18 protein-coding genes are annotated in these 23,295 nt (G+C 60.3%); 3 read left to right on the top strand and 15 right to left on the bottom strand.

Features of this window, described 5'->3' with window-relative positions:
• Nucleotides 1-175 precede the first annotated feature (175 nt).
• From purU to JFU37_RS14665, 7 genes are all read right to left on the bottom strand, one after another.
• Complete coding sequence (purU, locus tag JFU37_RS14695) at nucleotides 176-1,033, bottom strand: formyltetrahydrofolate deformylase (RefSeq protein ID WP_201115956.1); 858 nt, start codon at nucleotides 1,031-1,033, stop codon at nucleotides 176-178.
• Nucleotides 1,034-1,187: 154 nt separating this feature from the next.
• Entirely contained in the window at nucleotides 1,188-1,820 is a 633-nt protein-coding gene (locus tag JFU37_RS14690) for a sarcosine oxidase subunit gamma (RefSeq protein ID WP_201115955.1), read from the bottom strand.
• A 144-nt stretch (nucleotides 1,821-1,964) separates the two neighbouring features.
• Complete coding sequence (locus JFU37_RS14685; RefSeq protein ID WP_201115954.1) at nucleotides 1,965-4,982, bottom strand: sarcosine oxidase subunit alpha; 3,018 nt, start codon at nucleotides 4,980-4,982, stop codon at nucleotides 1,965-1,967.
• Nucleotides 4,979-5,308 (bottom strand): sarcosine oxidase subunit delta, encoded by a 330-nt coding sequence (locus tag JFU37_RS14680; protein WP_046045315.1) that lies wholly within the window; start codon nucleotides 5,306-5,308, stop codon nucleotides 4,979-4,981. Before JFU37_RS14680 ends, JFU37_RS14685 begins: the two co-directional genes overlap by 4 nt.
• A 14-nt stretch (nucleotides 5,309-5,322) precedes the next feature.
• On the bottom strand, nucleotides 5,323-6,573 hold the full coding sequence (locus JFU37_RS14675; protein ID WP_007947735.1) for a sarcosine oxidase subunit beta: 1,251 nt from the start codon (nucleotides 6,571-6,573) through the stop codon (nucleotides 5,323-5,325).
• 23 nt (nucleotides 6,574-6,596) lie between these two features.
• A complete protein-coding gene (gene glyA, locus JFU37_RS14670) occupies nucleotides 6,597-7,850 on the bottom strand; it encodes a serine hydroxymethyltransferase (protein WP_201115953.1) in 1,254 nt (417 codons plus the stop codon).
• A 257-nt stretch (nucleotides 7,851-8,107) separates the two neighbouring features.
• Complete coding sequence (locus tag JFU37_RS14665) at nucleotides 8,108-8,824, bottom strand: TraX family protein (RefSeq protein WP_201115952.1); 717 nt, start codon at nucleotides 8,822-8,824, stop codon at nucleotides 8,108-8,110.
• A 133-nt stretch (nucleotides 8,825-8,957) separates the two neighbouring features.
• Here JFU37_RS14665 and JFU37_RS14660 point away from each other — a divergent pair, with 133 nt between their 5' ends.
• Together JFU37_RS14660 and JFU37_RS14655 are read left to right on the top strand one after the other, a co-directional pair.
• On the top strand, nucleotides 8,958-9,998 hold the full coding sequence (locus tag JFU37_RS14660) for a threonine aldolase family protein (RefSeq protein ID WP_201115951.1): 1,041 nt from the start codon (nucleotides 8,958-8,960) through the stop codon (nucleotides 9,996-9,998).
• Nucleotides 9,999-10,182: 184 nt separating this feature from the next.
• On the top strand, nucleotides 10,183-11,007 hold the full coding sequence (locus JFU37_RS14655; RefSeq protein ID WP_201115950.1) for an SDR family oxidoreductase: 825 nt from the start codon (nucleotides 10,183-10,185) through the stop codon (nucleotides 11,005-11,007).
• 136 nt (nucleotides 11,008-11,143) lie between these two features.
• Here the strand turns inward: JFU37_RS14655 and gbcB are convergent, their stop codons facing one another.
• Nucleotides 11,144-12,244 (bottom strand): glycine-betaine demethylase subunit GbcB, encoded by a 1,101-nt coding sequence (gene gbcB, locus JFU37_RS14650; RefSeq protein ID WP_201115949.1) that lies wholly within the window; start codon nucleotides 12,242-12,244, stop codon nucleotides 11,144-11,146.
• A gap of 281 nt (nucleotides 12,245-12,525) precedes the next feature.
• On the opposite strand from gbcB, the gene gbcA reads away from it, so the two are divergent.
• Nucleotides 12,526-13,821: a glycine-betaine demethylase subunit GbcA gene (gene gbcA / locus JFU37_RS14645; protein WP_201115948.1), complete on the top strand. Its 1,296-nt coding sequence runs from the start codon at nucleotides 12,526-12,528 to the stop codon at nucleotides 13,819-13,821.
• Between the two features lie 812 nt (nucleotides 13,822-14,633).
• Here gbcA and JFU37_RS14640 read toward each other — a convergent pair.
• The 7 genes from JFU37_RS14640 to JFU37_RS14610 form a co-directional block, all read right to left on the bottom strand.
• Nucleotides 14,634-15,200, bottom strand: a complete 567-nt coding sequence (locus JFU37_RS14640; RefSeq protein ID WP_201115947.1) for a GNAT family N-acetyltransferase — start codon at nucleotides 15,198-15,200, stop codon at nucleotides 14,634-14,636.
• Between the two features lie 148 nt (nucleotides 15,201-15,348).
• A complete protein-coding gene (gene etfB / locus JFU37_RS14635) occupies nucleotides 15,349-16,119 on the bottom strand; it encodes an electron transfer flavoprotein subunit beta (protein WP_201115946.1) in 771 nt (256 codons plus the stop codon).
• A gap of 15 nt (nucleotides 16,120-16,134) precedes the next feature.
• Nucleotides 16,135-17,355: an electron transfer flavoprotein subunit alpha gene (gene etfA / locus JFU37_RS14630; protein ID WP_201115945.1), complete on the bottom strand. Its 1,221-nt coding sequence runs from the start codon at nucleotides 17,353-17,355 to the stop codon at nucleotides 16,135-16,137.
• Nucleotides 17,355-19,304 carry a dimethylglycine demethylation protein DgcB gene (gene dgcB / locus JFU37_RS14625; RefSeq protein WP_201115944.1) on the bottom strand — a complete coding sequence of 650 codons (1,950 nt, stop codon included), beginning with the start codon at nucleotides 19,302-19,304 and terminating at the stop codon, nucleotides 17,355-17,357. Before dgcB ends, etfA begins: the two co-directional genes overlap by 1 nt.
• A gap of 184 nt (nucleotides 19,305-19,488) precedes the next feature.
• Entirely contained in the window at nucleotides 19,489-21,549 is a 2,061-nt protein-coding gene (dgcA, locus tag JFU37_RS14620) for a dimethylglycine demethylation protein DgcA (RefSeq protein ID WP_201115943.1), read from the bottom strand.
• A 15-nt stretch (nucleotides 21,550-21,564) separates the two neighbouring features.
• Nucleotides 21,565-22,095, bottom strand: coding sequence for a DUF5943 domain-containing protein (locus tag JFU37_RS14615; protein ID WP_201115942.1), 531 nt, complete (start codon nucleotides 22,093-22,095; stop codon nucleotides 21,565-21,567).
• A gap of 166 nt (nucleotides 22,096-22,261) precedes the next feature.
• Entirely contained in the window at nucleotides 22,262-23,239 is a 978-nt protein-coding gene (locus tag JFU37_RS14610) for a dipeptidase (protein WP_128874053.1), read from the bottom strand.
• Nucleotides 23,240-23,295: the final 56 nt, after the last annotated feature.

Below are 23,295 nucleotides of genomic sequence, written 5' to 3'. Positions count from 1 at the left end.
TCGCGTCGCCCTGGATCGGCGGCGCGTTGATTGCTCGGGTTATTGCCTGTGTGTCTTGTGTTGCCTGGGAGGGCCTCTTCGCGAGCAGGCTCGCTCCCACAGTGGATCGGGGTGTAACCGGAATTTGTGTACGGCACAAATCCCTTGTGGGAGCGAGCCTGCTCGCGATGGCGATCTACAGAACGACGGTTCTGTTCGCGTTCAAGAAAACCCTTCTTTCAATGTGATAGCCCACCGCCCGCGCCAGCGTCAGCCCTTCGATATCGCGCCCCTTGGCGATCAAGTCTTCCGGGTAATGACTGTGGTCCACCACCTCCACGCCCTGGGCGATGATCGGCCCTTCGTCCAGGTCGTTGTTGATGTAGTGCGCCGTGGCGCCCACCAGTTTCACGCCCTTGTTGTAGGCCTGGTGATACGGCTTGGCACCCTTGAAACCCGGCAGCAGGGAGTGGTGAATGTTGATGGCCTTGCCGTCGAGTTTCCGGCACAGCTCCGGCGACAGGACTTGCATGTAGCGGGCAAGGATCACCAGCTCGGCGCCGGACTCTTCGATGACCTGCCAGACCTGACGCTCCTGGGACGGTTTGTCATTCGGGTCCAGCGGGAAGTGGTAATACGGAATCTGGTGCCAGTCCGCCAACGGCTTGAGGTCCGGGTGGTTGGACACCACGGCGACCACGTCCATCGACAGTTGGCCGATACGCTGACGGTAGAGCAAATCGTTCAGGCAGTGATCGGCCTTGGACACCATGATCACCACTTTCGGCCGGTGGTGTGGCGGGGTCAGTTCGAAAACCATGCCGAAGGCTTCACCCCGTTCGGCCAGGCCTGTGCGGAACGACTGTTCATCGAAGCCATCAGGCTGACGGAACTCCACACGAATGAAGAAACGGCCCGAGAGCCGGTCATCGAAGGAATGGTGTTCCGTGACGTAGCAGCCCTGCTCGAACAGAAAGCGCGTCACCGCGTCCACGGTGCCGAGAACGCTTGGGCAGTCGGCGGTCAGAATCCATGTGTCTGGGGCGCGGCTCATAGTGCGGTGACTCCTGAGTGGTCTTTAAACGACGCTACCTCCTGTGGGAGCGAGCTTGCTCGCGATGGGCGTCAACGATAACGCGTACTGCCTGGGTTAACGCGTCGTCCTCAAGCCCATCGCGAGCAAGCTCGCTCCTACAGGAAGGTTGTGATCAAGCCTGAACGCTAAGGCCGTACTCAGCCGCCGCATCCTGCAACCACAACCACCAGTAATCCGAGAAGCTGCGACGGATCAGCAGTTCCCAGGTGTCTTCAGCGGTATGGCGGATCACCAGTTGCGACTTGGCGAACACCGTGCCGACAGCCTTGCCCACCGGGAAGCTGTTCGGGTGGACGTCATAGCTGGTGGATTTCATCAGTACCTGACGCACCTTCGGGCCGCTCAGTTCGAGCAGTTGCTGGCCGCCACTGACGTTGGTGATGGCGATGTGCAGGTCGCCCAGCGCTTTACGCAGTTTTTGCTCGACAGCGAACTCTTCACCGGTCGGCACGATCAGCAGCCATTCATCCGGCCCCATCCATTGCAGGCTGGTTTCGCCTTTGACCATGACAGTCAGTGCGCCCGGCAATTCGATGCCGAGTGCCTTGTGCACACCCGCGGCGAACGCCGCATCGTGGCCATCGCCACGAATGGTCAGGTGGCCGAGGAGTTTTTTCTCACGCACGATCACGCCGGCGTTTTTGCGGCCCTTGCCCACCAGGCTGGCGAGGTCGGCATGATGCAGCGACGACTCGGCCTTGGCCCCAGTGGTTGGGCGTTGTTGGTAAACATTGGCTGCGGTCATAAAGCACCTTTCCTGAATTCTTGCATCTCACCTGTAGGAGCGAGCTTGCTCGCGATGAAGGCCAACGATTACGCGTACTTTCTGGTTTAACGCGTCGCCCTCAAGTCCTTCGCGAGCAAGCTCGCTCCTACAGGGGTTGTGGTGTCAGATGTTCTGGCGATCACCCTTCGGATCGAAGAACACCGAAGAAACGATTTCCGCCTCGATCACGCTGCCGTCGGCCAGCGGTGCGAACACGCGCTCACCCATGCGACTCAAGCCGCCCTTGACCACGCCCATGGCAAACGAATAGCCAAGGGAGTTATGGGCATAACTGGAGGTGACGTGACCGACCATGCTCATCGGGATGGCTTGCTTGGTGTTGAACACCAGTTGCGCACCTTCCGGCAGCCATTTGGTCGGATCGATCGGTTTCAGACCGACCAACTGTTTGCGCTGATCACGCACGCAGTCTTCGCGGTTCATGCCACGCTGGCCAATCCACGAGAACGGTTTGGTGCGGCCCACACACCAGCCCATGTTCAGGTCGTCCGGAGTCATCGAGCCATCGGTGTCCTGGCCGACGATGATGAAGCCCTTCTCGGCGCGCAAAACGTGCATGGTTTCGGTGCCGTAAGGGGTCAGGTTGTACTGCTTGCCCGCCTCGACGATTTTTTCCAGCACGCCCATGGCGTAGTCGGCCTGCACGTTGACTTCGTACGACAGTTCACCGGTAAACGAAATCCGGAATACCCGTGCCGGCACACCGCCGACCAGGCCTTCTTTCCAGGTCATGAACGGGAAGGCTTCGTTGCTCAGGTCGATGTCGGTGACCTGGCTGAGCAGCTTGCGGCTGTTCGGCCCGGACAGGGTCATGGTTGCCCAGTGGTCCGTCACGGAAGTGAAGTACACCTTCAGGTCTGGCCATTCGGTCTGGTGGTAGATTTCCAGCCATTGCAGCACGCGTGCAGCGCCGCCGGTGGTGGTGGTCATCACGAAATGGTTGTCGGCCAGGCATGCCGTCACGCCGTCGTCGAACACCATGCCGTCTTCTTTGCACATCAGGCCATAACGGGCCTTGCCCACATCAAGCTTGGTCCAGGCGTTGGTGTAGATGCGGTTGAGGAACTCGCGGCAGTCCGGGCCCTGGATGTCGATCTTGCCCAGGGTCGACGCGTCCAGCAGGCCGACGCTGTCGCGCACGGCTTTGCATTCGCGCTTGACCGCGGTATGCAGGTCTTCACCGTTTTTCGGGAAGTACCACGGACGTTTCCACTGACCGACGTCTTCGAACTCGGCGCCGTTCTTCACGTGCCAGTGATGCAGCGCGGTGTGACGGACAGGCTCGAAGATGTGCCCACAGTGACGACCGGCTACGGCGCCGAAGGTCACCGGCGTGTAGTTCGGGCGGAACATGGTGGTGCCCATTTGCGGGATGGTCACGTTCAGCGAACGGGCGGCGATGGCCAGGCCGTTGACGTTGCCGAGTTTGCCCTGGTCAGTACCGAAGCCCAGTGCGGTGTAGCGCTTGACGTGCTCGACCGACTCGAAGCCTTCGCGGGTTGCCAGTTCGATGGCCGCCGCGGTGACGTCGTTTTGCAGGTCGACGAATTGCTTCGGCGCACGTGCGGTGTTCTTTTCGTGCGGCACCTGGAACAGCGCCAGCGTCGACTCTTCGAGACGGCTCAGGGCTTTCGGAAGTGTGCCTGCAACCACGCTGAAACCGGCTTCGCTGGCGGCACGAGCGCCACCTTCAAAACCATCGGCCAGGGAATCGCCAAGACCGTAGACGCCGTTGATGCCGCCGACGCACACGCGTTTCTGCGGTGCTTCGCCCGGTACGAAACCGAGGATGTCTTCACGCCAGATCGGCTTGCCGCCCAGGTGCGATGCCAAGTGAACCACTGGGCTGTAACCACCGGAGCTGGCAACCAGGTCGCATTCAAGCCACTCGCCAGGGCTGGTCACGGCGTGCGCTTTGACATCGATCGCGGCAACGCGAGCGGCGGTGACGTGCTTGCTGCCACGGGCCTCGATCACGGCGCTGCCGGTCAGGATGCGGATGCCTTTGGCGCGCGCTTCCTCAACCAGCGCGCCGCGCGGATTGCTGCGTGCATCGGCGATGGCGACGACTTGCAGGCTGGCGTCGAGCCAATCCAGAGCAACGCGGTAGGCGTGGTCGTTGTTGGTCGACAGCACCAGTTTCTTGCCCGGTGCCACGCCGTAACGACGAACGTAAGTCGAGACAGCGCCAGCGAGCATGTTGCCCGGCACGTCGTTGTTGCCGTAAACCAGTGGACGCTCATGAGCGCCGGTCGCCAGCACCACGCGTTTGGCACGAACACGGTGGATGCGCTGACGCACCTGGCCAATCGGGGCGCGGTCGCCGAGGTGATCGGTCAGGCGCTCGTGAATGGTCAGGAAGTTATGGTCGTGGTAGCCGTTGACCGTGGCGCGCGGCAACAGCAGCACGTCCGGGGTGTCTTTCAGTTCGGCGATCACGCTGGCAACCCACTCGGTCGCAGGCTTGCCGTCGAGACTTTCGCGGGAATCGAGCAGGCTGCCGCCGAACTCTTCCTGCTCATCGGCGAGGATCACGCGGGCACCACTGCGAGCGGCTGCCAGTGCAGCGGCCAGACCTGCCGGGCCACCGCCGACGATCAGCACGTCGCAGTGCTGGTTCATGTAGTCGTAGGTGTCCGGATCGTTCTCGGTCGGCGAGCGGCCAAGACCGGCAGCCTTACGAATGTACTTCTCGTAAGTCATCCAGAACGATTGCGGGTACATGAAGGTTTTGTAGTAGAAGCCCGGCGGCATCAGCTTGCCGCCGACCTTGCCGAGAATCCCCATCATGTCGTTGTTCACGCTCGGCCAGCCGTTGGTGCTGGTAGCGACCAACCCTTGGTACAGCGCTTGTTGCGTGGCGCGTACGTTCGGAATTTGCGTGGCTTCGGTCGCGCCGATCTGCAGCACGGCGTTCGGCTCTTCGGCACCGGCGGCGAAGATGCCGCGCGGACGGGAATACTTGAAGCTGCGACCGATGATGTCGACACCGTTGGCCAGCAAGGCTGCGGCCAGGGAATCACCTTCAAAGCCTTTGTAGATCTGGCCGTTGAAAGTGAAGCTCAGCACTTTGTTGCGGTCGATCCGTCCGCCGTTGGACAGGCGATTGATCTGGCTCATACCTTCTCTCCCAGAGCCGTCGTGGCCGCTTTCGGGCTATCGGTCTTGTCAGTGAACTGCGGCTTGGTGCCGATCTTGTAGGTTTCGAGAATCTCGTAAGTCACGGTGTCACGGGTGGCGTTGAAATACTGACGGCAACCGGCGACGTGATCCCACAGCTCGTGGTGCAGGCCACGAGGGTTATCGCGGAAGAACATGTAGTCGCCCCACTCCTCGTCGGTGCAGTTGGTCGGGTCCAGTGGACGCGGGATGTGCGCCTGGCCGGATGCGTGGAATTCCTCTTCGGAGCGCAGTTCGCCGCAGTGAGGACAGAAGATATGCAACATGGGGATTTCTCCTGTTAGTGGGCAACCGCAGCAGCGCCGTGTTCATCGATCAACGCACCGTTGTGGAAACGGTCGATGGAGAAAGGTGCGGCCAATGGGTGCATTTCACCCTTGGCCAGGCTCGCGGCAAAGACGTTGCCCGAGCCAGGTGTTGCCTTGAAGCCACCGGTGCCCCAACCGCAGTTGAAGAACATGTTCGGTACCGGGGTTTTCGAGATGATCGGGCACGCATCTGGCGTGGTGTCGACGATGCCGCCCCACTGACGGTTCATGCGTACGCGGGACAACACCGGGAACATCTCGACGATGGCTTGAATGGTGTGCTCGATCACTGGGTACGAACCCCGCTGGCCGTAGCCGTTGTAGCCGTCGATACCGGCGCCGATCACCAGGTCGCCCTTGTCGGACTGGCTGATGTAACCGTGTACGGCGTTGGACATGATCACGCTGTCGATAATCGGCTTGATCGGCTCAGACACCAGCGCTTGCAGCGGGTGGGATTCGATCGGCAGACGGAAACCGGCGAGCTTGGCCATGTGCCCGGAGTTACCGGCGGTCACTACACCGACGCGCTTGGCGCCGATGAAGCCTTTATTGGTTTCAACACCGATGCACACACCGTTTTCCTTGCGGAAGCCGATCACTTCGGTCTGCTGGATCAGGTCCACGCCCAAGGCGTCAGCGGCACGGGCAAAACCCCACGCCACGGCATCGTGACGTGCCACGCCGCCGCGGCGCTGGACGGTTGCGCCCATCACCGGGTAACGGGTGTTCTTAGAGCAGTCGAGGTACGGAATCTCGTCGGCCACTTGTTTGGCATCGAGCAGTTCGCCGTCCACGCCGTTGAGGCGGTTGGCGCTGACCCGACGCTCGGAATCACGAATGTCCTGCAGGGTGTGGCACAGGTTGTAAACGCCGCGCTGGGAGAACATCACGTTGTAGTTCAGGTCCTGGGACAGGCCTTCCCACAGTTTCATCGCGTGTTCGTACAGGTGCGCCGACTCGTCCCACAGGTAGTTGGAGCGAACGATGGTGGTGTTGCGCGCGGTGTTACCGCCGCCCAGCCAGCCCTTTTCGACCACGGCCACGTTGGTGATGCCGTGCTCTTTGGCCAGGTAGTAGGCGGTCGCCAGACCATGCCCGCCACCGCCGACGATGACCACGTCATAGACCTTTTTCGGGGTCGGCGTGCGCCACATCTTCTGCCAGTTTTCGTGATGGCTGAGGGAGTGTTTGAAGAGGCCGAAGCCCGAGTAGCGTTGCATAGTCATTTACTCCAAAACCGCGCTCAGCGATAAACCGGGAAGTCCGCGCACAGGGCCGAAACCTGCTCGGCGACATTGGCCTCGACATCGGCGTCGCCGAGGTTGTCGAGGATGTCGCAGATCCAGCCGGCCAGCGTGACGCACTGGGTCACCTTGAAGCCGCGCGTGGTGACCGCCGGGGTGCCGATACGCAGGCCGGAGGTCACGAACGGCGACTGTGGATCGTTCGGGACAGCATTCTTGTTCACGGTGATGTGGGCGCGACCGAGTGCTGCATCCGCCTCTTTGCCGGTAAGGCCCTGACGGATCAGGCTGACCAGGAACAGGTGGTTATCGGTACCGCCGGACACTACATCGTAGCCGCGTTTGATAAATACGCCGGCCATGGCCTGGGCGTTGTCGATCACTTGTTGTTGGTAAGCCTTGAAACCAGGCTCCAGCGCTTCCTTGAAGCACACCGCTTTACCGGCGATCACGTGCATCAGCGGGCCGCCCTGGCCGCCGGGGAACACCGCCGCGTTGAATTTCTTTTCCAACTCTTCGTTGGCCTTGGCCAGGATCAGGCCACCACGTGGACCGCGCAGGGTTTTGTGGGTGGTGGTCGTGACCACGTCGGCGTATGGCAGCGGGTTCGGGTACAGGCCGGCAGCGACCAGACCGGCCACGTGCGCCATGTCGACGAAGAAGTACGCGCCAACCTTGTCAGCGATCTGACGGAAGCGCGGAAAGTCCAGGGTCTTGGAGTAAGCGGAGAACCCGGCGATGATCATTTTCGGCTTGTGCTCGACCGCCAGACGCTCGACTTCGTCGTAATCGATCAGGCCGGTGGTGGTGTCGATGCCGTACTGAACAGCGTTGTAGAGTTTGCCGGAGAAGCTGACTTTGGCGCCGTGGGTCAGGTGACCGCCGTGGGCCAGGCTCATGCCCAGCACGGTGTCGCCAGCATTCAGCAGCGCCAGGTAAACAGCGGCGTTGGCCTGGCTGCCGGAGTGCGGTTGCACGTTGGCGTAGTCAGCACCGAACAGTTGCTTGGCGCGCTCGATGGCCAGGGCTTCAACCTTGTCGACGTGCTCGCAGCCACCGTAGTAGCGCTTGCCCGGATAGCCTTCGGCGTACTTGTTGGTCAGGCCACTGCCTTGCGCTTCCATGACGCGTTTGCTGGTGTAGTTCTCTGACGCGATCAGCTCGATGTGATCTTCCTGGCGTTGCTCCTCGGCATTCATCGCCGCCAGCAGTGCATCGTCGTAACCCTGGATCTGGTCTTGCTTGCTGAACATCGCGTCTCTCCCAGCGGCGGCGGTGCGCCTTTCGTCTCGGTGAGGCACGTACCTTGCGGTCGTGCCCTTTGATGCGATGGTATGACCGGCGCAGACAGGTCAAATGCCTATGGACGCCACGCAAAGGTGCGTTTACGACATAGCCCGCTTTCACACGGTTTGACACGCACTTGTAGGAGCTGCCGCAGGCTGCGATCTTTTGATTTTGCTGTTTTGAAGATCAAAAGATCGCAGCCTGCGGCAGCTCCTACAGGGGGTCACGCGAGAACCTGACGTAATGCCAACAGAGCGAGGAAATGCACGGGATAGAGCGCATACGCCCAGCGGCGCATGGGTGGTGGCTGGATGCCTCGGGCGTGTCGCAATAGCAACAGTCCAAGCAGTGGCGCGATCAGGCACGCGGCGATGCCGGGGACGGCGGAACTGTTGCCGAGCCTGGCGGCGTAAATCAACACGTGCCATTGATTGGCCGCCAGGCAGATCACCCCTGGCAACAGGCCGAAATACCAAGGGCGGTTGATCACCAGCAGCATCGCCAGCGGCAACAAAACACCAAAGAAGCCGAACATCAGTCGTTCCGAGAACAGCGCCGCCAACGTTAGAGCGCCGATCGCCAGCAGTCGCGACTGCAGCGTCTTGTGCTGCCAGCCGCGCGCCACCAGCAGCCCCATCGCCAACGTGGGCAGCACATTTAAGGTGTCGTGCTCAAGAATGAACATCCGGTAAGGGATTTCGCTGACGGCGCTGAACAGCAACAGCCAGCCCAGATAGCGCCACGGCTCGTCGGGCACGGCTGCGCGGGCCCGCGCCAGGTTCGCCGCCATCGCCAGACAGAACCAGGGAAACGCCAGCCTGCCGGGCACATACAGCAGATCAATGGAATAACCAATATATCGCAGGTGATCGAGCACCATGCTCAACAATGCCAGCCACTTGAGCAGATCCAGTGCACCGTCCCGTTGAGTCACGTGCATAATTGCCCGTCGTCTTTGTATTTTTCTGTCAGACACATCGCGTGTGCTCCCCGGATGATCTTCGGTAAAGTGCGCACCATCATTGACCACGGGACGCTTCACCATAGGCGTCTCGATTACGGAAAGCAGGGCCATGACCGATAAGAGCCAACAATTCGCCAGCGACAACTATTCCGGTATCTGCCCTGAAGCCTGGGCGGCCATGGAACAGGCCAACCACGGCCACCAACGCGCTTATGGCGACGACGAATGGACCGCCCGCGCGTCCGACGATTTCCGCAAACTGTTCGAAACCGACTGCGAAGTATTCTTCGCCTTCAACGGCACTGCCGCCAACTCCCTGGCCCTGTCGTCGCTGTGCCAGAGTTACCACAGCGTGATCTGCTCGGAAACCGCCCACGTCGAAACCGACGAATGCGGCGCACCGGAATTTTTCTCCAACGGTTCCAAGTTGCTCGTCGCCCGCACCGAAAACGGCAAGCTGACCCCGGAATCGATCCGCGAAGTCGCCCTCAAGCGTCAGGACATTCACTACCCGAAACCGCGCGTCGTGACCCTGACCCAAGCCACTGAAGTCGGCAGCGTCTACACCCCGGAAGAAATCCGCGCCATCAGCGCTACGTGCAAAGAGCTGGGCCTGAACCTGCACATGGACGGTGCGCGTTTCTCCAACGCCTGCGCATTCCTCGGCTGCTCCCCGGCGGACCTGACCTGGAAGGCTGGCGTCGACGTGTTGTGCTTCGGCGGCACGAAAAACGGCATGGCCGTGGGTGAGGCGATTCTGTTCTTCAACCACAAACTGGCCGAAGACTTCGACTATCGCTGCAAACAGGCCGGTCAGCTGGCGTCAAAGATGCGCTTCCTGTCGGCGCCGTGGGTCGGGATTCTGGAAAACGACGCCTGGCTCAAATACGCCCGCCACGCCAACCGCTGCGCGCAGTTGCTCGCGGAGCTGGTGAGCGACATTCCCGGCGTGGAGCTGATGTTCCCGGTGCAGGCCAACGGCGTGTTCCTGCAACTGTCGGAACCGGCCATCGCCGCACTGACCGCCAAGAGCTGGCGCTTCTACACCTTTATCGGCAACGGCGGCGCACGCTTCATGTGCTCGTGGGACACCGAAGAAGAGCGAGTACGTGAATTGGCGGCGGATATTCGCGAAGTAATGTCCCGCTAATCCCCACCTGTAGGAGCTGCCGCAGGCTGCGATCTTTTGATTTTAATTTTTAAGATCAAAAGATCGCAGCCTGCGGCAGCTCCTACAGGGGCCGCGCGCCCTCCCCTGATCGTTCGTCCTGAAAGACTTGGTCTACATTGTTTGTCGAGCCTCCTTTCAGATAACAATAATCAGGAGCGTACGCATGTCATTGAAAGGCAAAACCCTATTCATCACTGGCGCCAGCCGTGGCATTGGGCGCGAGATCGCGATACGGGCCGCGCAGGATGGGGCCAACATTGTGATTGCGGCCAAAAGTGCCAAGCCGCATCCCAAGTTACCGGGCACGATTTTCAGCGTGGCGAAAGAAGTCGAAGACACGGGCGGCAAGGCACTGGCGTTGCAGGTGGATGTGCGCGATGAAATGGCGGTACGTGAAGCATTGGCCCAGGCCAACGAACATTTCGGCGGCATTGATGCGCTGATCAACAATGCCGGCGCGATCAAGTTAACCGGTGTTCAACACCTCGAACTCAAACGCTTCGACCTGATGCACCAGATCAACACCCGCGCCGTGTTGCTGTGCAGCCAGGCAGCGTTGCCTTATCTGAAGAAAAGCAGCGGCCATATCCTCAGCATTTCCCCACCGCTGAATCTGGCGACAAAATGGTTCGCGCAGTACAGCCCTTACACCGTGACTAAATACGGCATGAGCATGCTGACCCTGGGCATGAGCGAGGAATTCAAGAACTACGGCATCAGTGTCAATTCGTTGTGGCCACAGACGATGATCGCCACCGCCGCCATTGAATTTCAGCTGGGTTCACGCGAGTCGTTCAAGCATGCGCGCACGCCGGCGATCATGGCGGATGCCGCCCACGTCATTCTGGACAGCAGCGGCCGCAGTATTACCGGGCGGTTGCTGATTGATGAAGAGATTCTGGGTGAACACGGCGTGACGGATTTTGAACCGTACCGTTTCACGCCGGACACCACCGACCCGCTGATGCCGGATCTGTTTGTCGACTAAGTGACACGACCACTGTAGGAGCTGCCGGAGGCTGCGATCTTTTGATCTTGCCTTAAGAAGCAAAGTCAAAAGATCGCAGCCTGCGGCAGCTCCTACAGGGGTTACTCAGCAGCCATCAAGGATGCGTAGATACCGATTAGAACTCGATCCGCACGTCGCCCTTCGGCACGCTGCAGCAAGAAAGAATGAAACCTTCTGCTTCGTCTTCCTCGGTAATTCCGCCGTTGTGCTCCATCTCGACCTCGCCACCCAGCTTCATCACCTTGCACGTCCCGCAAATCCCCATCCCGCACGCTTTCGGAATCAGCAGGCCCAGCTTGGCCGCCGCCGCATGCACGGTTTCACCGGGTGCCACACGAATGCTCTTGCCGGACGCGGTGAATTCCACCTGATGCAGATCCGCCAGATCGATTTCCGGGGCGTCTGCGGCAATTTCTGCTTGTTCCACCGCATCGGCACGGGCTTCCGGAGGTGTAGCACCGAAAGACTCCTCGTGATAACGCGACATGTCGAAACCAGCGGTCTCGAGCATGCGTTTCACCGCGTTCATGTACGGCGTCGGACCGCAGCAGAACACCTCACGCTCAAGGAAATCAGGCGCCATCAACTCCAGCATCTTGTGGTTAAGGTAACCGCGATAACCGGCCCAAGGTTCGCCCAGACCATGTTTCTCGCAAATCAGGTGCAGGCTGAAGTTATCGATCCGCGACGCCATGTGTTCCAGCTCACGGTGGTAAATGATGTCTTTGGGCGAACGGGCGCTGTGGATAAACACCATGTCGACATTGCCGTTGGTGTCGTAGAACCAGCGAGCCATCGACATGACGGGCGTGATGCCGACACCGCCGCTGAGGTACAGAACCTTCGGCGCCGTGAAATCCATCGCGTTAAACAGCCCGACCGGCCCGTGCACCGCCAGCTCCTGGCCTTCATGCAGCGTGTCGTGCAGCCAGTTGGAGACCTTGCCGCCCGGGACGCGCTTGATCGTCACCGAAAAGCTGTAGGGCACCGACGGAGAGCTGGAGATCGTGTAGGAACGCATAATCGGCACGCCTTCGATTTCCAGCTCCAGGGTGACAAACTGCCCCGGCTTGAAAAAGAACAGGATCGGCTGATCGGCCATAAAGCAGAAGGTGCGCACATCCCAGGTTTCCTGGATGACTTTGACGCAACGGACAATGTGTCGACCATTGGCCCAGGTCTGGGTGGTTACCGGATTCAGGAAGCTGTTGGACATGCTGTTCTCCACCGCCGATGGTCGGCCTTATGATGGCGATTCTGCGTATAGCGCAGATCACCCATTTACCTATCTGCGACATTCACATACTTATCGCGACCAGCCCGCAACTACCGGGGGTTGCGCGTCGGGATCAGATTGGGCCATGTCGCCCATGGATAAGGTTCTGGTCAGCGTCGGCCCCACACTCGCCTCATACCAAGACACAACCTTTACACCTTGCGTAGCAACCCTGATCAGCCACTTTCGCCGGCCACGCAGATGGCCTTGAGGATTAAACGATGGACGTCACCACTACCCTGAGCCTGGGCGATCCACTGGAACCCGCACGCAAGGCCACCGCGCAGATGCTGCAAGAGCGCGAGCGTACTTTCTCGCTGCCGCAGCCGTTTTACTCTGACGAGCGGCTGTTTGATATCGACATGCAGGAAATCTTCCAGAAAGAGTGGTTGATCGCCGGCATGACCTGCGAGATCCCGACCAAGGGCAACTACCTGACCCTGCAAGTCGGCAAGAACCCGATCATCGTGATTCGCGGCGCCGACGGCGTGGTGCATGCGTTCCACAACGTCTGCCGCCATCGCGGTTCGCGGCTGTGCACCAGTGAAAAAGGCAAAGTCGCCAAACTGGTTTGCCACTACCACCAGTGGACGTACGAACTGGACGGTCGCCTGCTGTTCGCCGGCACCGAAATGGGCGCCGACTTCGACATGAAGGAGTACGGCCTCAAACCGGTCAACGTGAAGACCGCCGGTGGGTACATCTTCATCAGCCTGTCGGAGAACCCGCCGGCCATTGATGACTTCCTGTCGACGCTGAGCCATTACATGGAACCGTACGACATGGAAAACACCAAGGTGGCGGTGCAAACCACCTTGGTGGAACAGGCCAACTGGAAACTGGTGCTGGAAAACAACCGCGAGTGCTACCACTGCAACGCGTCGCACCCGGCACTGCTGAAAACCCTGCTGGAATGGGACGACGTTACCGACCCACGCGCCGACCAGGCGTTCAAGGACCACGTGGCCGCCTCTGCCGCTGCCTGGGAAGCCGAGAAGATTCCATACGCGCACGCCAGCTTCGGCCTGCGTAACCGCATCGTGCGCATGCCGCTGCTCAAGGGCACCGTGTCGATGACCCTGGACGGCAAGCAAGCCTGCAAGAAACTCATGGGCCGGATCCAGAACCCGGACCTGGGCTCAATGCGCATCCTGCACCTGCCGCACTCGTGGAACCACTGCATGGGCGATCACATCATTGTGTTCACCGTGTGGCCGATCAGCGCGCAGGAAACCATGGTCTCCACCAAGTGGATCGTGCACAAGGACGCGGTCGAAGGCGTGGATTACGACGTCGACCGCATGCGCAAGGTGTGGGACGAAACCAACAACGAGGACCGTCGCCTGGCCGAAGAGAATCAGCGCGGCATCAACTCCACTGCGTACCAGCCAGGGCCTTACTCCAAGACCTATGAGTTTGGTGTGGTGAATTTCGTGGATTGGTACAGCGAGCGCCTGCTGAACAACCTCGGTGCCGAGCCTGCGCCGTACCTGAAAGGCGTTCCGGTTCAGGGTTAACTCCCCCTGTAGGAGCGAGCTTGCTCGCGAAAAACCCCAGAGCGCCGCGGGGTATCAGACTTGACGCGTTATCGTTAACGACCATCGCGAGCAAGCTCGCTCCTACAGGGGCTTGCTCGTTTTAGAACTGTACGAAATATGATCTATTCCGTTCAGGCCTATACGCAACGTGGCTTCCAGCCTTCAGCAAACAAGTTATCCACACCTCCACCCACAGCTAATGGGGACAAGTGTGGTTTTGCTGAAAAATTTCTCCACAGAAACTGAAGAAAATCCGTGACTTATCCAGAACCAGGGTTTTTAACGGCGATTGGCTGTTTTTTGATCGATAGCTTGTAAGGCACGGTTTGCGTGGGCTGCAGAGGATGGCGAACACCTTATCCACAGAAGCGCCAACAGACTTTGGGGGCAACTTCGGTGGTTCTGTGGAAAACCACCTCAAGCCGCGATAAATCAAGGCTTACACAAGATTTATCCGGTTAAAACGGCTCTTTGGTCATTTTTCAACCACAAACCTGACAGCCCCGGTTTATATGGCCTGCAGCGGACAGCAAACATCTTATCCACAGAAGCGCCAACAGAGATTGGGGGCAAGTATGGGCGCCCCAGAAAACTTATCCTCTGGAAAAAGCTCGAAAAAACCGAGTGTTAGGCTGGTTGTTTTTTATACGAAGGCTTGCAGGGCTTGGTTTGCAGGGGGTGCAGCGAAGGGCGAACATGTTATCCACAGAAGCGCTAACAGGGATTGTGGGTAAATTCATAACAACTGTGGGAGCGGCGGTGCGGCGATCCCACAGGGAATTGCTTATGCCTTACGGCCGATACATCAAATAGGCTTCACCCGTCACCCGAATCATCGGATGCGGCGTGATCTGGCAGGTATCGACGATACGGAAGCCATGCCGTTGATAAAACCGGCAGGCGCCGGTATTAGCTGCATAGTCGATCAGGCTCAAGCCGTTGAGTCCCAACTGGTTGGCACGGTCGTAAGCGTAGGCGAGGAATTGTTGGCCCAGGCCCTGATTGCGCCAGCCCTCATGCAACGCCAGGCTCGAAATATAAAGCGTGTCGGGGATTTCCATCGTGGCGTACGGCGCCAGGACTGGATCGGTGACGGGAGCCGCCTGTGGATCGTAACGCATCACGTAGCTGTGCATCATTCCAATGACCTTCCCTTCTGCCTGCGCTATCACGCAGTTCTGATAGGAAAAATCGACGCCCTCACGGGCGTAACGACTGGCGCCTACGTCCAACAGGTCCTGACCGGGCTGAGCCAGTTGGCTCCAGATGTAATCCGCAGCGCCCTCTGATGAAATCTGAAACAAACGCGCAATCTCCCGCGCATCGGCGCGCAGGGCCAAACGAAATTCAACTGCCATTATTTTTCCTTGTGGGAGCGAACCTGCTCGCGAATGCAGCCTCGCTTTCAGATTTATGTAGGAGCTGCCGCAGGCTGCGATCTTTTGACTTTGACTTTTGAAAACAAGATCAAAAGATCGCAGCCTGCGGCAGCTCCTACAAAAAGCGTTAGCGAACCACGCCTTCTTCAATCAACAACTTGAGAATCGCTTCAGCTCCCGCTTGTGCCGTCACACCTTTGAGCACTTGGCCGCCACCGCCACTGGCCTTGGCCGTTGCAGCTTTCATCCGGTCCGCGCCGCTCTTGGCTTTGATCACCTTCAAGCGTTTGGGCCGTGGCTTGGCCGGTTGCAGGGTCGCCACCGCGAGCAATTCATCGTCGACGACCTCCACGTCGTCAGCCTGCAATACCCCGCGCCGGGCCGGGCCGTAGGCGCTTTGCCGAGGATTGGGCGCGGCGTTATCCACAGTCGCCAGAAACGGCAGGCGAACCTTCAAGCGACGCCGCTGACCACGTGGCAAGGCTTGCAGCACCAGGGCCGAACTGCCGTCGATGGACTCGACCTGGGCCAACCCCACCACCAGCGGCCAGCCGAGGCTTTCCGCCAGCAGGAACGGCAGCATGCCCGAGCCTTCGCCGGTTTCCGCCTGGCTACCGGTCAGCACGACCTGAGCCCCGGCGTCACGCAAATACGCGGTCAACGCCGGCAGCGCATCGGCGCCTGCGGGTTGTTCCAGCACATGCAACTGGTCCAGGCCCATGCCCAGATACGCGCGCAATGCCGGTTCCGCGACATCGCCGGCATGCAGCACTTGCAACTTATCCCCAGCCAGTTGCAAGCCCAGCTCCACGGCCCGTGCATCTTGCTCGGCGCGACGTGCCCGGCCGGAGGTCGGGTGGGCACCGATGGACACCAGGCTGATGATTTTCGTGCTCATAACCCTTTCCTTCCCTTAAGCCGCATCGCGCTTGGCGTCGTCGCGGTAAGCCGCTACCGCATCGATCAAGGCTTGAAGAATCTCGGCGCTCTCGCCAATCACCGACAGGTCGGCCCGTTTGATCATGTCGCAGCCAGGATCCAGGTTGATGGCCACCACCTTGTCGCAGGCACCGATGCCTTGCAGGTGCTGGATCGCCCCGGAAATACCCACCGCCACATAAACCCGCGCGGTGACCCAGGTGCCGGACGCACCGACCTGACGGTCGCGCGCCATGAAGCCATCGTCCACCGCCACGCGGGAGGCGCCTTCGGTGGCGCCCAACGCTTCGGCCGTCCTGTGGAACAGTCCCCAGTCCTTGACGCCATTGCCGCCGGAGAAGATGAACTCGGCTTCGGCCATTGGAATCGCCGCCGGGTCCACTGCCACAGCGCCCAGATCCTCGATGCGCGACAGACTGCGAGCCACGGCTGTGGATAACTCCACCGGCAACGCTTCGTGACGGGTTTCGCTGACCGGTTCGGCGCATTCGGCAGCCGCCAGAATCAATCGCGCTACCGGGCGTGCAAGGTCCTGCAGGCCGGCACCGGCGCGGCCGATGCATTCCTGATCCTTGACCTGCCAGACCCGCGTGGCCGGGCGCTCACCCAGTGCGGCGGCAAAGCGCCGACCGAGTTCGCCGCCACCGCTGCGGCTGTCCGGCAGCAGCCAGTGACGGGGGCTGAACTGGTTATCCACAGCCCGCAGGCCCTGGACCCGTTGTTCCGGTGCATAACCGCTGAATTCTTCGCCCGCCAGTACCAACAGGCGATCGACGCCCGCCGTGGCAAAGGCATTCTCTTTGTGTTCGCCGAAGACCACAGCCAATACCGCGCCTTCCTTGCCGGCCAGTTGATGCGCCAGGCCCAGCAAGTCGCGGTCGTGGCTGCTCAAACGGCCGCCGACCATGTCCGGCACCACGCTGATGTAGAACGCGGGTTGCGGCACTTGATGCAGTGGCAATTGCACTTCAACGGTGGCCGAGCGTTTGGTCGCCCCGCCCTGTTGAGCGCCGCTGCGGTCAATCCGTTTGATACCGTTAGGGCCGATAAAACCGAGGCCATGCACGTTCTTGCGGATGAGGCCGTTCGGGCCCATCCAGCTGTGTTGCGCCGGTTGCATGGCCGCGTGCAGCGGGTGCAAGCGGTTACGGGCAATCCATTCGGCGCGAGGGTCGCGGCGGATAATGTCGCTCATCAGTGAGCCTCCGCAGGTTCACGTTGGGCCGGTGTGCTCGGCTTGCTTGGGGCCGCGTCTTCGAGCAACGCGTCCGCCACCAGTTCGGCGATGTCCTTGATCAGCGGCCGGGGTTCGACCACGCCTTCAAGCATCGCTGTGCACTGTGGACAACCCACGGCCACCAGCTCGGCGCCGGTTTCGCGGATGTCTTCCATGCGCATGTCGGGAATCCGTTGCTTGCCCGGAATGTCGGTGATTGGGGCACCGCCGCCGCCGCCGCAGCAGCGCGAGCGGAAACCGGAGCGTTGCATTTCCTTGATCTCGATACCCAGGGCACGGAGCACTTCACGCGGCGCCTCGTATTCGCCGTTGTAGCGGCCCAGGTAGCACGGATCGTGATACGTCACGCTGCTGCCTTTGTGCTGACCGAGGTTGAGCGCGCCAGCGCCGATGATTTCCGCCATGTAGGTGCTGTGGTGCTGCACGAGGTAGTTGCCATCGAAGGCGCCGTACTCGTTTTTCAGCACGTGGAAGCTGTGCGGGTCGCAGGTGACGATGCGATTGAAGCTGTACTTGGCCAAGGTCTGGATGTTGCGTTTGGCCAACAGCTGGAATGTCGCTTCATCGCCCAGACGGCGGGCCACGTCACCGCTGTCGCGCTCTTCGAGGCCCAGCACGGCAAAGTCGACCTTGGCCGCTTTCAGCACTTTGACGAAGGCGCGCAAGGTGCGTTGGTTGCGCATGTCGAAGGCACCGTCGCCGACCCAGAACAGCACGTCGACGGATTTCTTGTCACTGAGCAGATTCAGGTTCAAATCCGCCGCCCAGTTCATCCGACCGCCCGGGGCGAAGCCGCCAGGGTTGTCGGTGGCGATCAGGTTTTCCAGGACTTCGGCGCCCTTGTTCGGGGTCGCGCCTTTTTCCAGGGTCAGATGGCGGCGCATGTCGACGATGGCGTCGACGTGCTCGATCATCATCGGGCACTCCTCGACGCAAGCGCGGCACGTGGTGCACGACCACAGTGTCTCCGCGTCTACCAGGCCGTTGACGATCGGTTGATGCGGATTGCCGGCATGCTCACCGATGGCTTTGCCCGGATACGGGCTGCCGGCGAACTTGGCATCGGTGCCGCCCGCCAGGCCGACCACCATGTCCTGAATCAGTTTTTTCGGGTTCAGCGGCTGGCCGGCGGCGAATGCCGGGCACGCCGCCTCACACTTACCGCACTGCACGCAGGCGTCGAAACCGAGCAGTTGGTTCCAGGTGAAATCCTTGGGCTTTTCCACGCCCAGCGGCGCGGTCGGGTCGTTCAGATCCAACGGTTTCAAACCGGTGGAGCGTCCTCCGTTAAAGCGTTCGGCGCGACGGTGCCAGGCCAGGTGCAGCGCACCGGCGAAGGCGTGCTTCATTGGGCCGCCCCACGTCATGCCGAAGAACAACTCCGAGACGCCCCACAGCACACCGATGCCAAGAATGACGGCCAACAGCCACCCACCGAAGTTTTCCGGAAGGATGCCCGCCACCGGCAGGGTCACCAGGAAGAACGATGCGGAGAAGGCCAACAGGCTTTTCGGCAGGCGCATCCACGGGCCTTTGGACAAACGGGCGGGTGGGTTGCGCCGACGCAGGTACACAAAGATCGCACCGACGAACATCACTGCCGTCATCAGCAACAGGGCATAACCGAGGAAACGGTTATGCAGTCCGAAACCGTGAACCAGAATCGCCAGCACGATGGACGCCACCGCACCACCGGCCGTGGCGACGTGGGTGTTGGCAATGTATTTGTCCCGCGCGACGACGTGGTGCAAGTCGACCATGTAGCGCTTGGGCATGGCGAAGAGGCCGCCGATCAGGTCGACCTTCGAGGCACGACCCTGGCGCCACATTGCCGCCCGCCGCAACGCGCCCAGAACCGCAAGGCCCAGGGCAGCGAACAACAGGATTGGAAGAAGGGTGTTCAACATGTGGAGCTCCCAAAGACCGCAGGGTCTTGCAGGCTTAACTAGCTGGATGCCTTGCCCGATTCCCTGTGTAGGAGCGAGCTTGCTCGCGATGGAGATAAACGATGACGCGTGCGGTCAGGAAAAACGCGTCGCCTTCAAATTCATCGCGAGCAAGCTCGCTCCTACAAGGGTTATCCACAAGCTCTTAGAAATCCTTGCACAACCGCAGGGCGTCGTAGATCGCCGCGTGGGTGTTGCGCTGCGCCACGCAGTCGCCGATGCGGAACAGCAAGTAGCCGTCACCCGCCTGGCTCAGCGAAGGTTGCGGCTTGATCGCGAACAAGGCTTCGACGTCCATCTGGCCTTTGTTACGCGAGCCTTCCTTCATGGCGTAGTAGATTTCTTCGTCCGGGCGCACGCCGTTTTCGACGACCACCTGGTCCACCACCCGCTCCTCTTTGGCGCCGGTGTATTCGTTTTCCAGCACCGCGACCAGTTTGTCGCCTTCGCGGTAGACCTTCTCCAGCATCATGTCCCCGGTCATGATCACTTCTTTGGGGTACATGCTGCGGTAGTACGTCGGGAACGAGGTACCGCCAATCGCCACGCCTGGCTTGATGTCGTCGGTGACGATTTCGACCTGACTGCCCTTGTCGGCGAGGAAGTCCGCCGTGGACATCCCGGTGAACTCGCAAATGGTGTCGTAGACCAGCACATTCTTGCCCGGCGCTACCTTGCCATCGAGGATGTCCCAGCTGCTGACGACCAGGCCTTCAGCCGCGCCCCAGTGCTCGTTCTGCTCCAGGAACGGATGACCGCCAACGGCGAGCACCACCACGTCCGGACGCAGGTCGAGAATGGTCGCCGCATCGGCCGCCACGCCCAGGCGCAGGTCGACTTTCAAGCGCGCCAGTTCCAGCTGGAACCAGCGCGTGATACCGGCGATCTGGTCCCGTTGCGGCGCTTTCGAGGCCGTAGTGATCTGCCCGCCAATGAATTCTTTTTTCTCGAACAGAGTCACATCGTGGCCACGTTCGGCGGACACGCGAGCAGCTTCCATCCCGGCAGGACCGGCACCGACGATCACCACTTTGCGTTTCACACCGGTCGATTTCTCGATGATGTGCGGCACGCCCATGTATTCACGGGAAGTCGCGGCGTTCTGGATGCACAGCACGTCCAGACCCTGGTACTGACGGTCGATGCAGTAGTTGGCGCCGACGCATTGTTTGATCTGGTCAATCTGGCCCATTTTGATCTTGGCGATCAGGTGCGGGTCGGCGATGTGGGCACGGGTCATGCCGACCATGTCGACGTAACCGCCTTCCAGAATGCGCGTCGCCTGGTTCGGGTCCTTGATGTTCTGCGCGTGCAGTACCGGTGCCTTCACCACTTCTTTGATACCGGCGGCCAAATGCAGGAACGGCTCCGGTGGATAACTCATGTTCGGGATAACGTTGGCCAGGGTGTTATGGGTGTCGCAACCCGACCCCACCACGCCGATGAAGTCGAGCATGCCGGTGTCGTCGTAGTACTTGGCGATCTGCTTCATGTCCTCATGGGACAGGCCGTCCGGATGGAATTCGTCACCGCACAGGCGGATGCCGACACAGAAATCCGGGCCCACTTCAGCCCGCACAGCCTTGAGTACTTCCAGACCGAACTTCATCCGGCCTTCAAAGGTGCCGCCCCATTCGTCGGTACGCTTGTTGACCCGCGGACTCCAGAACTGGTCGATCATGTGCTGGTGCACGGCGGACAGCTCAACACCGTCCAGGCCACCGGCCTTGGCGCGACGCGCGGCCTGAGCGTAGTTGCCGATCACCCGCCAGATTTCTTCCGGCTCGATGGTTTTGCAGGTGGCGCGGTGCACCGGTTCACGGATGCCCGACGGCGACATCAGGGTCGGCCAGTTGAAGCCGTCCCAACGCGAGCGACGCCCCATGTGGGTAATCTGAATCATGATCTTGGCGCCGTGCTTGTGCATGGCGTCCGCAAGATTCTGGAAGTGCGGGATGATGCGGTCAGTGGACAGGTTCACCGAGCTCCACCATTCCTGCGGACTGTCGATGGCCACCACCGACGAACCACCGCAAATCGCCAGGCCGATCCCGCCCTTGGCTTTCTCTTCGTAATACTTGACGTACCGGTCGGTGGTCATGCCGCCGTCGGTGGCATAGACCTCGGCGTGCGCGGTGCTGAGCACGCGGTTGCGGATGGTCAGTTTGCCGATCTGGATCGGCTGGAACATTGCTTCGAAAGCCATGGCGGGTTCCTCGACTTACAACGGCTTGACGGTGAACAAACCGTCGTCGTGGCCTTCTTCGGAGCCACCGTAGACTTGTTCGGCAACGGTGCGAATCTTGCTGCCGCGGGCGTGCAGAATCTGGTCCATGGCACCGGCAAACCAGCCCGTGAACATGTAGTCGACCTTGCGCCCGACCTTGCCGTAGACGTAGACGAACGCGGAGTGTTCGAGCTTGACGCTGGCGGTGCCTTTGTCGAGGTCGATGTCCTGGATCTTGAACAGGCCCCAGCCACGTTGCGACAGGCGCTTCATGTAGTGCTCGAACACCGCGACGCCTTCCAGACCGTGGCATTCCGCTTCTTTTTCACACCAGTGCCAGGCCGATTTGTAGCCGGCCTTGTAGAGGATTTCAGCGTAGGCGTCAGCGCCCAGCACTTCCTCGATGCCCATGTGGTTGTTGACGAAGAAATGACGTGGCACGTACAGCATTGGCAGGGCGTCAGAGGTCCAGACACCGGTTTCGCTGTCGACTTCGATTGGCAATTGCGGGGCGATCTTGGCCATGGAAACTTAACTCCAGAAAAATTCGTTGTGTTGTCGTGCCGTAGCAGCTGCCGAGGTACGAGGCTGCGTTGCGTGTCCGCAGGACCGCCCTCGGGGGGCCTCTTCGCAGCCCAACGCAGCCTCGTGCCTCGGCAGCTGCTACAGGGATCGTTTTTGGCAGCGGGGCTTATTCGCCCCAGACGTCTTTCAAGACGCTGACCCAGTTCTCGCCCATGATCTTGCGGACCACGCGCTCGGAATGGCCGCGCTTGAGCAGCGTCTCGGTCAGGTTCGGGAACTCGCCGACGGTGCGGATGCCGAGCGGGTTGATGATCTTGCCGAAGCTGGTCAGCCGACGGGCGTAACCCTTGTCGTGGGTCAGGTATTCGAAGAAATCCTGGCCATGGCCCTGGGTGAAATCGGTGCCGATACCGATGGCGTCTTCGCCAACAATGTTCATGGTGTATTCGATGGCTTCGGCGTAATCGTCGATGGTCGAATCGATGCCTTTGGCCAGGAACGGCGCGAACATGGTCACGCCGACGAAACCGCCGTGATCGGCGATGAACTTCAGTTCTTCATCGGATTTGTTGCGCGGGTGAATTTTCAGACCCGACGGCAGGCAATGGGAGTAGCAGACCGGCTTCTTGGATTCGAGGATGACTTCTTCGGAGGTTTTCGAGCCAACGTGGGACAGGTCGCACATGACGCCGACACGGTTCATCTCGGCGACGATTTCACGACCGAAGCCCGACAGGCCGCCATCGCGCTCGTAGCAGCCGGTACCGACCAGGTTTTGGGTGTTGTAGCACATCTGCACGATACCAACGCCCAACTGCTTGAAGACTTCGACGTAGCCGATCTGGTCTTCAAACGCGTGAGCATTCTGGAAACCAAAGAGGATGCCGGTCTTGCCCTGCTCCTTGGCCTTGCGGATATCGGCGGTGGTACGCACCGGAATCACCAGGTCGCTGTTTTCGCGGATCAGCTTCTGGCTGGCAGCGATGTTGTTGACAGTGGCCTGGAAGCCCTCCCACACCGACACGGTGCAGTTGGCCGCGGTCAAACCGCCCTTGCGCATGTCTTCAAACAGCTCACGGTTCCACTTGGCAATAATCAGGCCGTCGATAACGATGCTGTCGGCGTGCAATTCGGCTGGGCTCATCAGGCTGTCCCCTATTAGCGATTCATGCGCCGAATCGTGTGTCGGCGCTTTGGGGC

The sequence above is a fragment of the Pseudomonas sp. TH41 genome (genome assembly GCF_016650695.1).
Taxonomy (GTDB): Bacteria; Pseudomonadota; Gammaproteobacteria; order Pseudomonadales; family Pseudomonadaceae; genus Aquipseudomonas.
The sequence above is the reverse complement of the archived record's forward strand: the minus strand, read 5'-3'. Positions and strand labels throughout refer to the sequence as shown.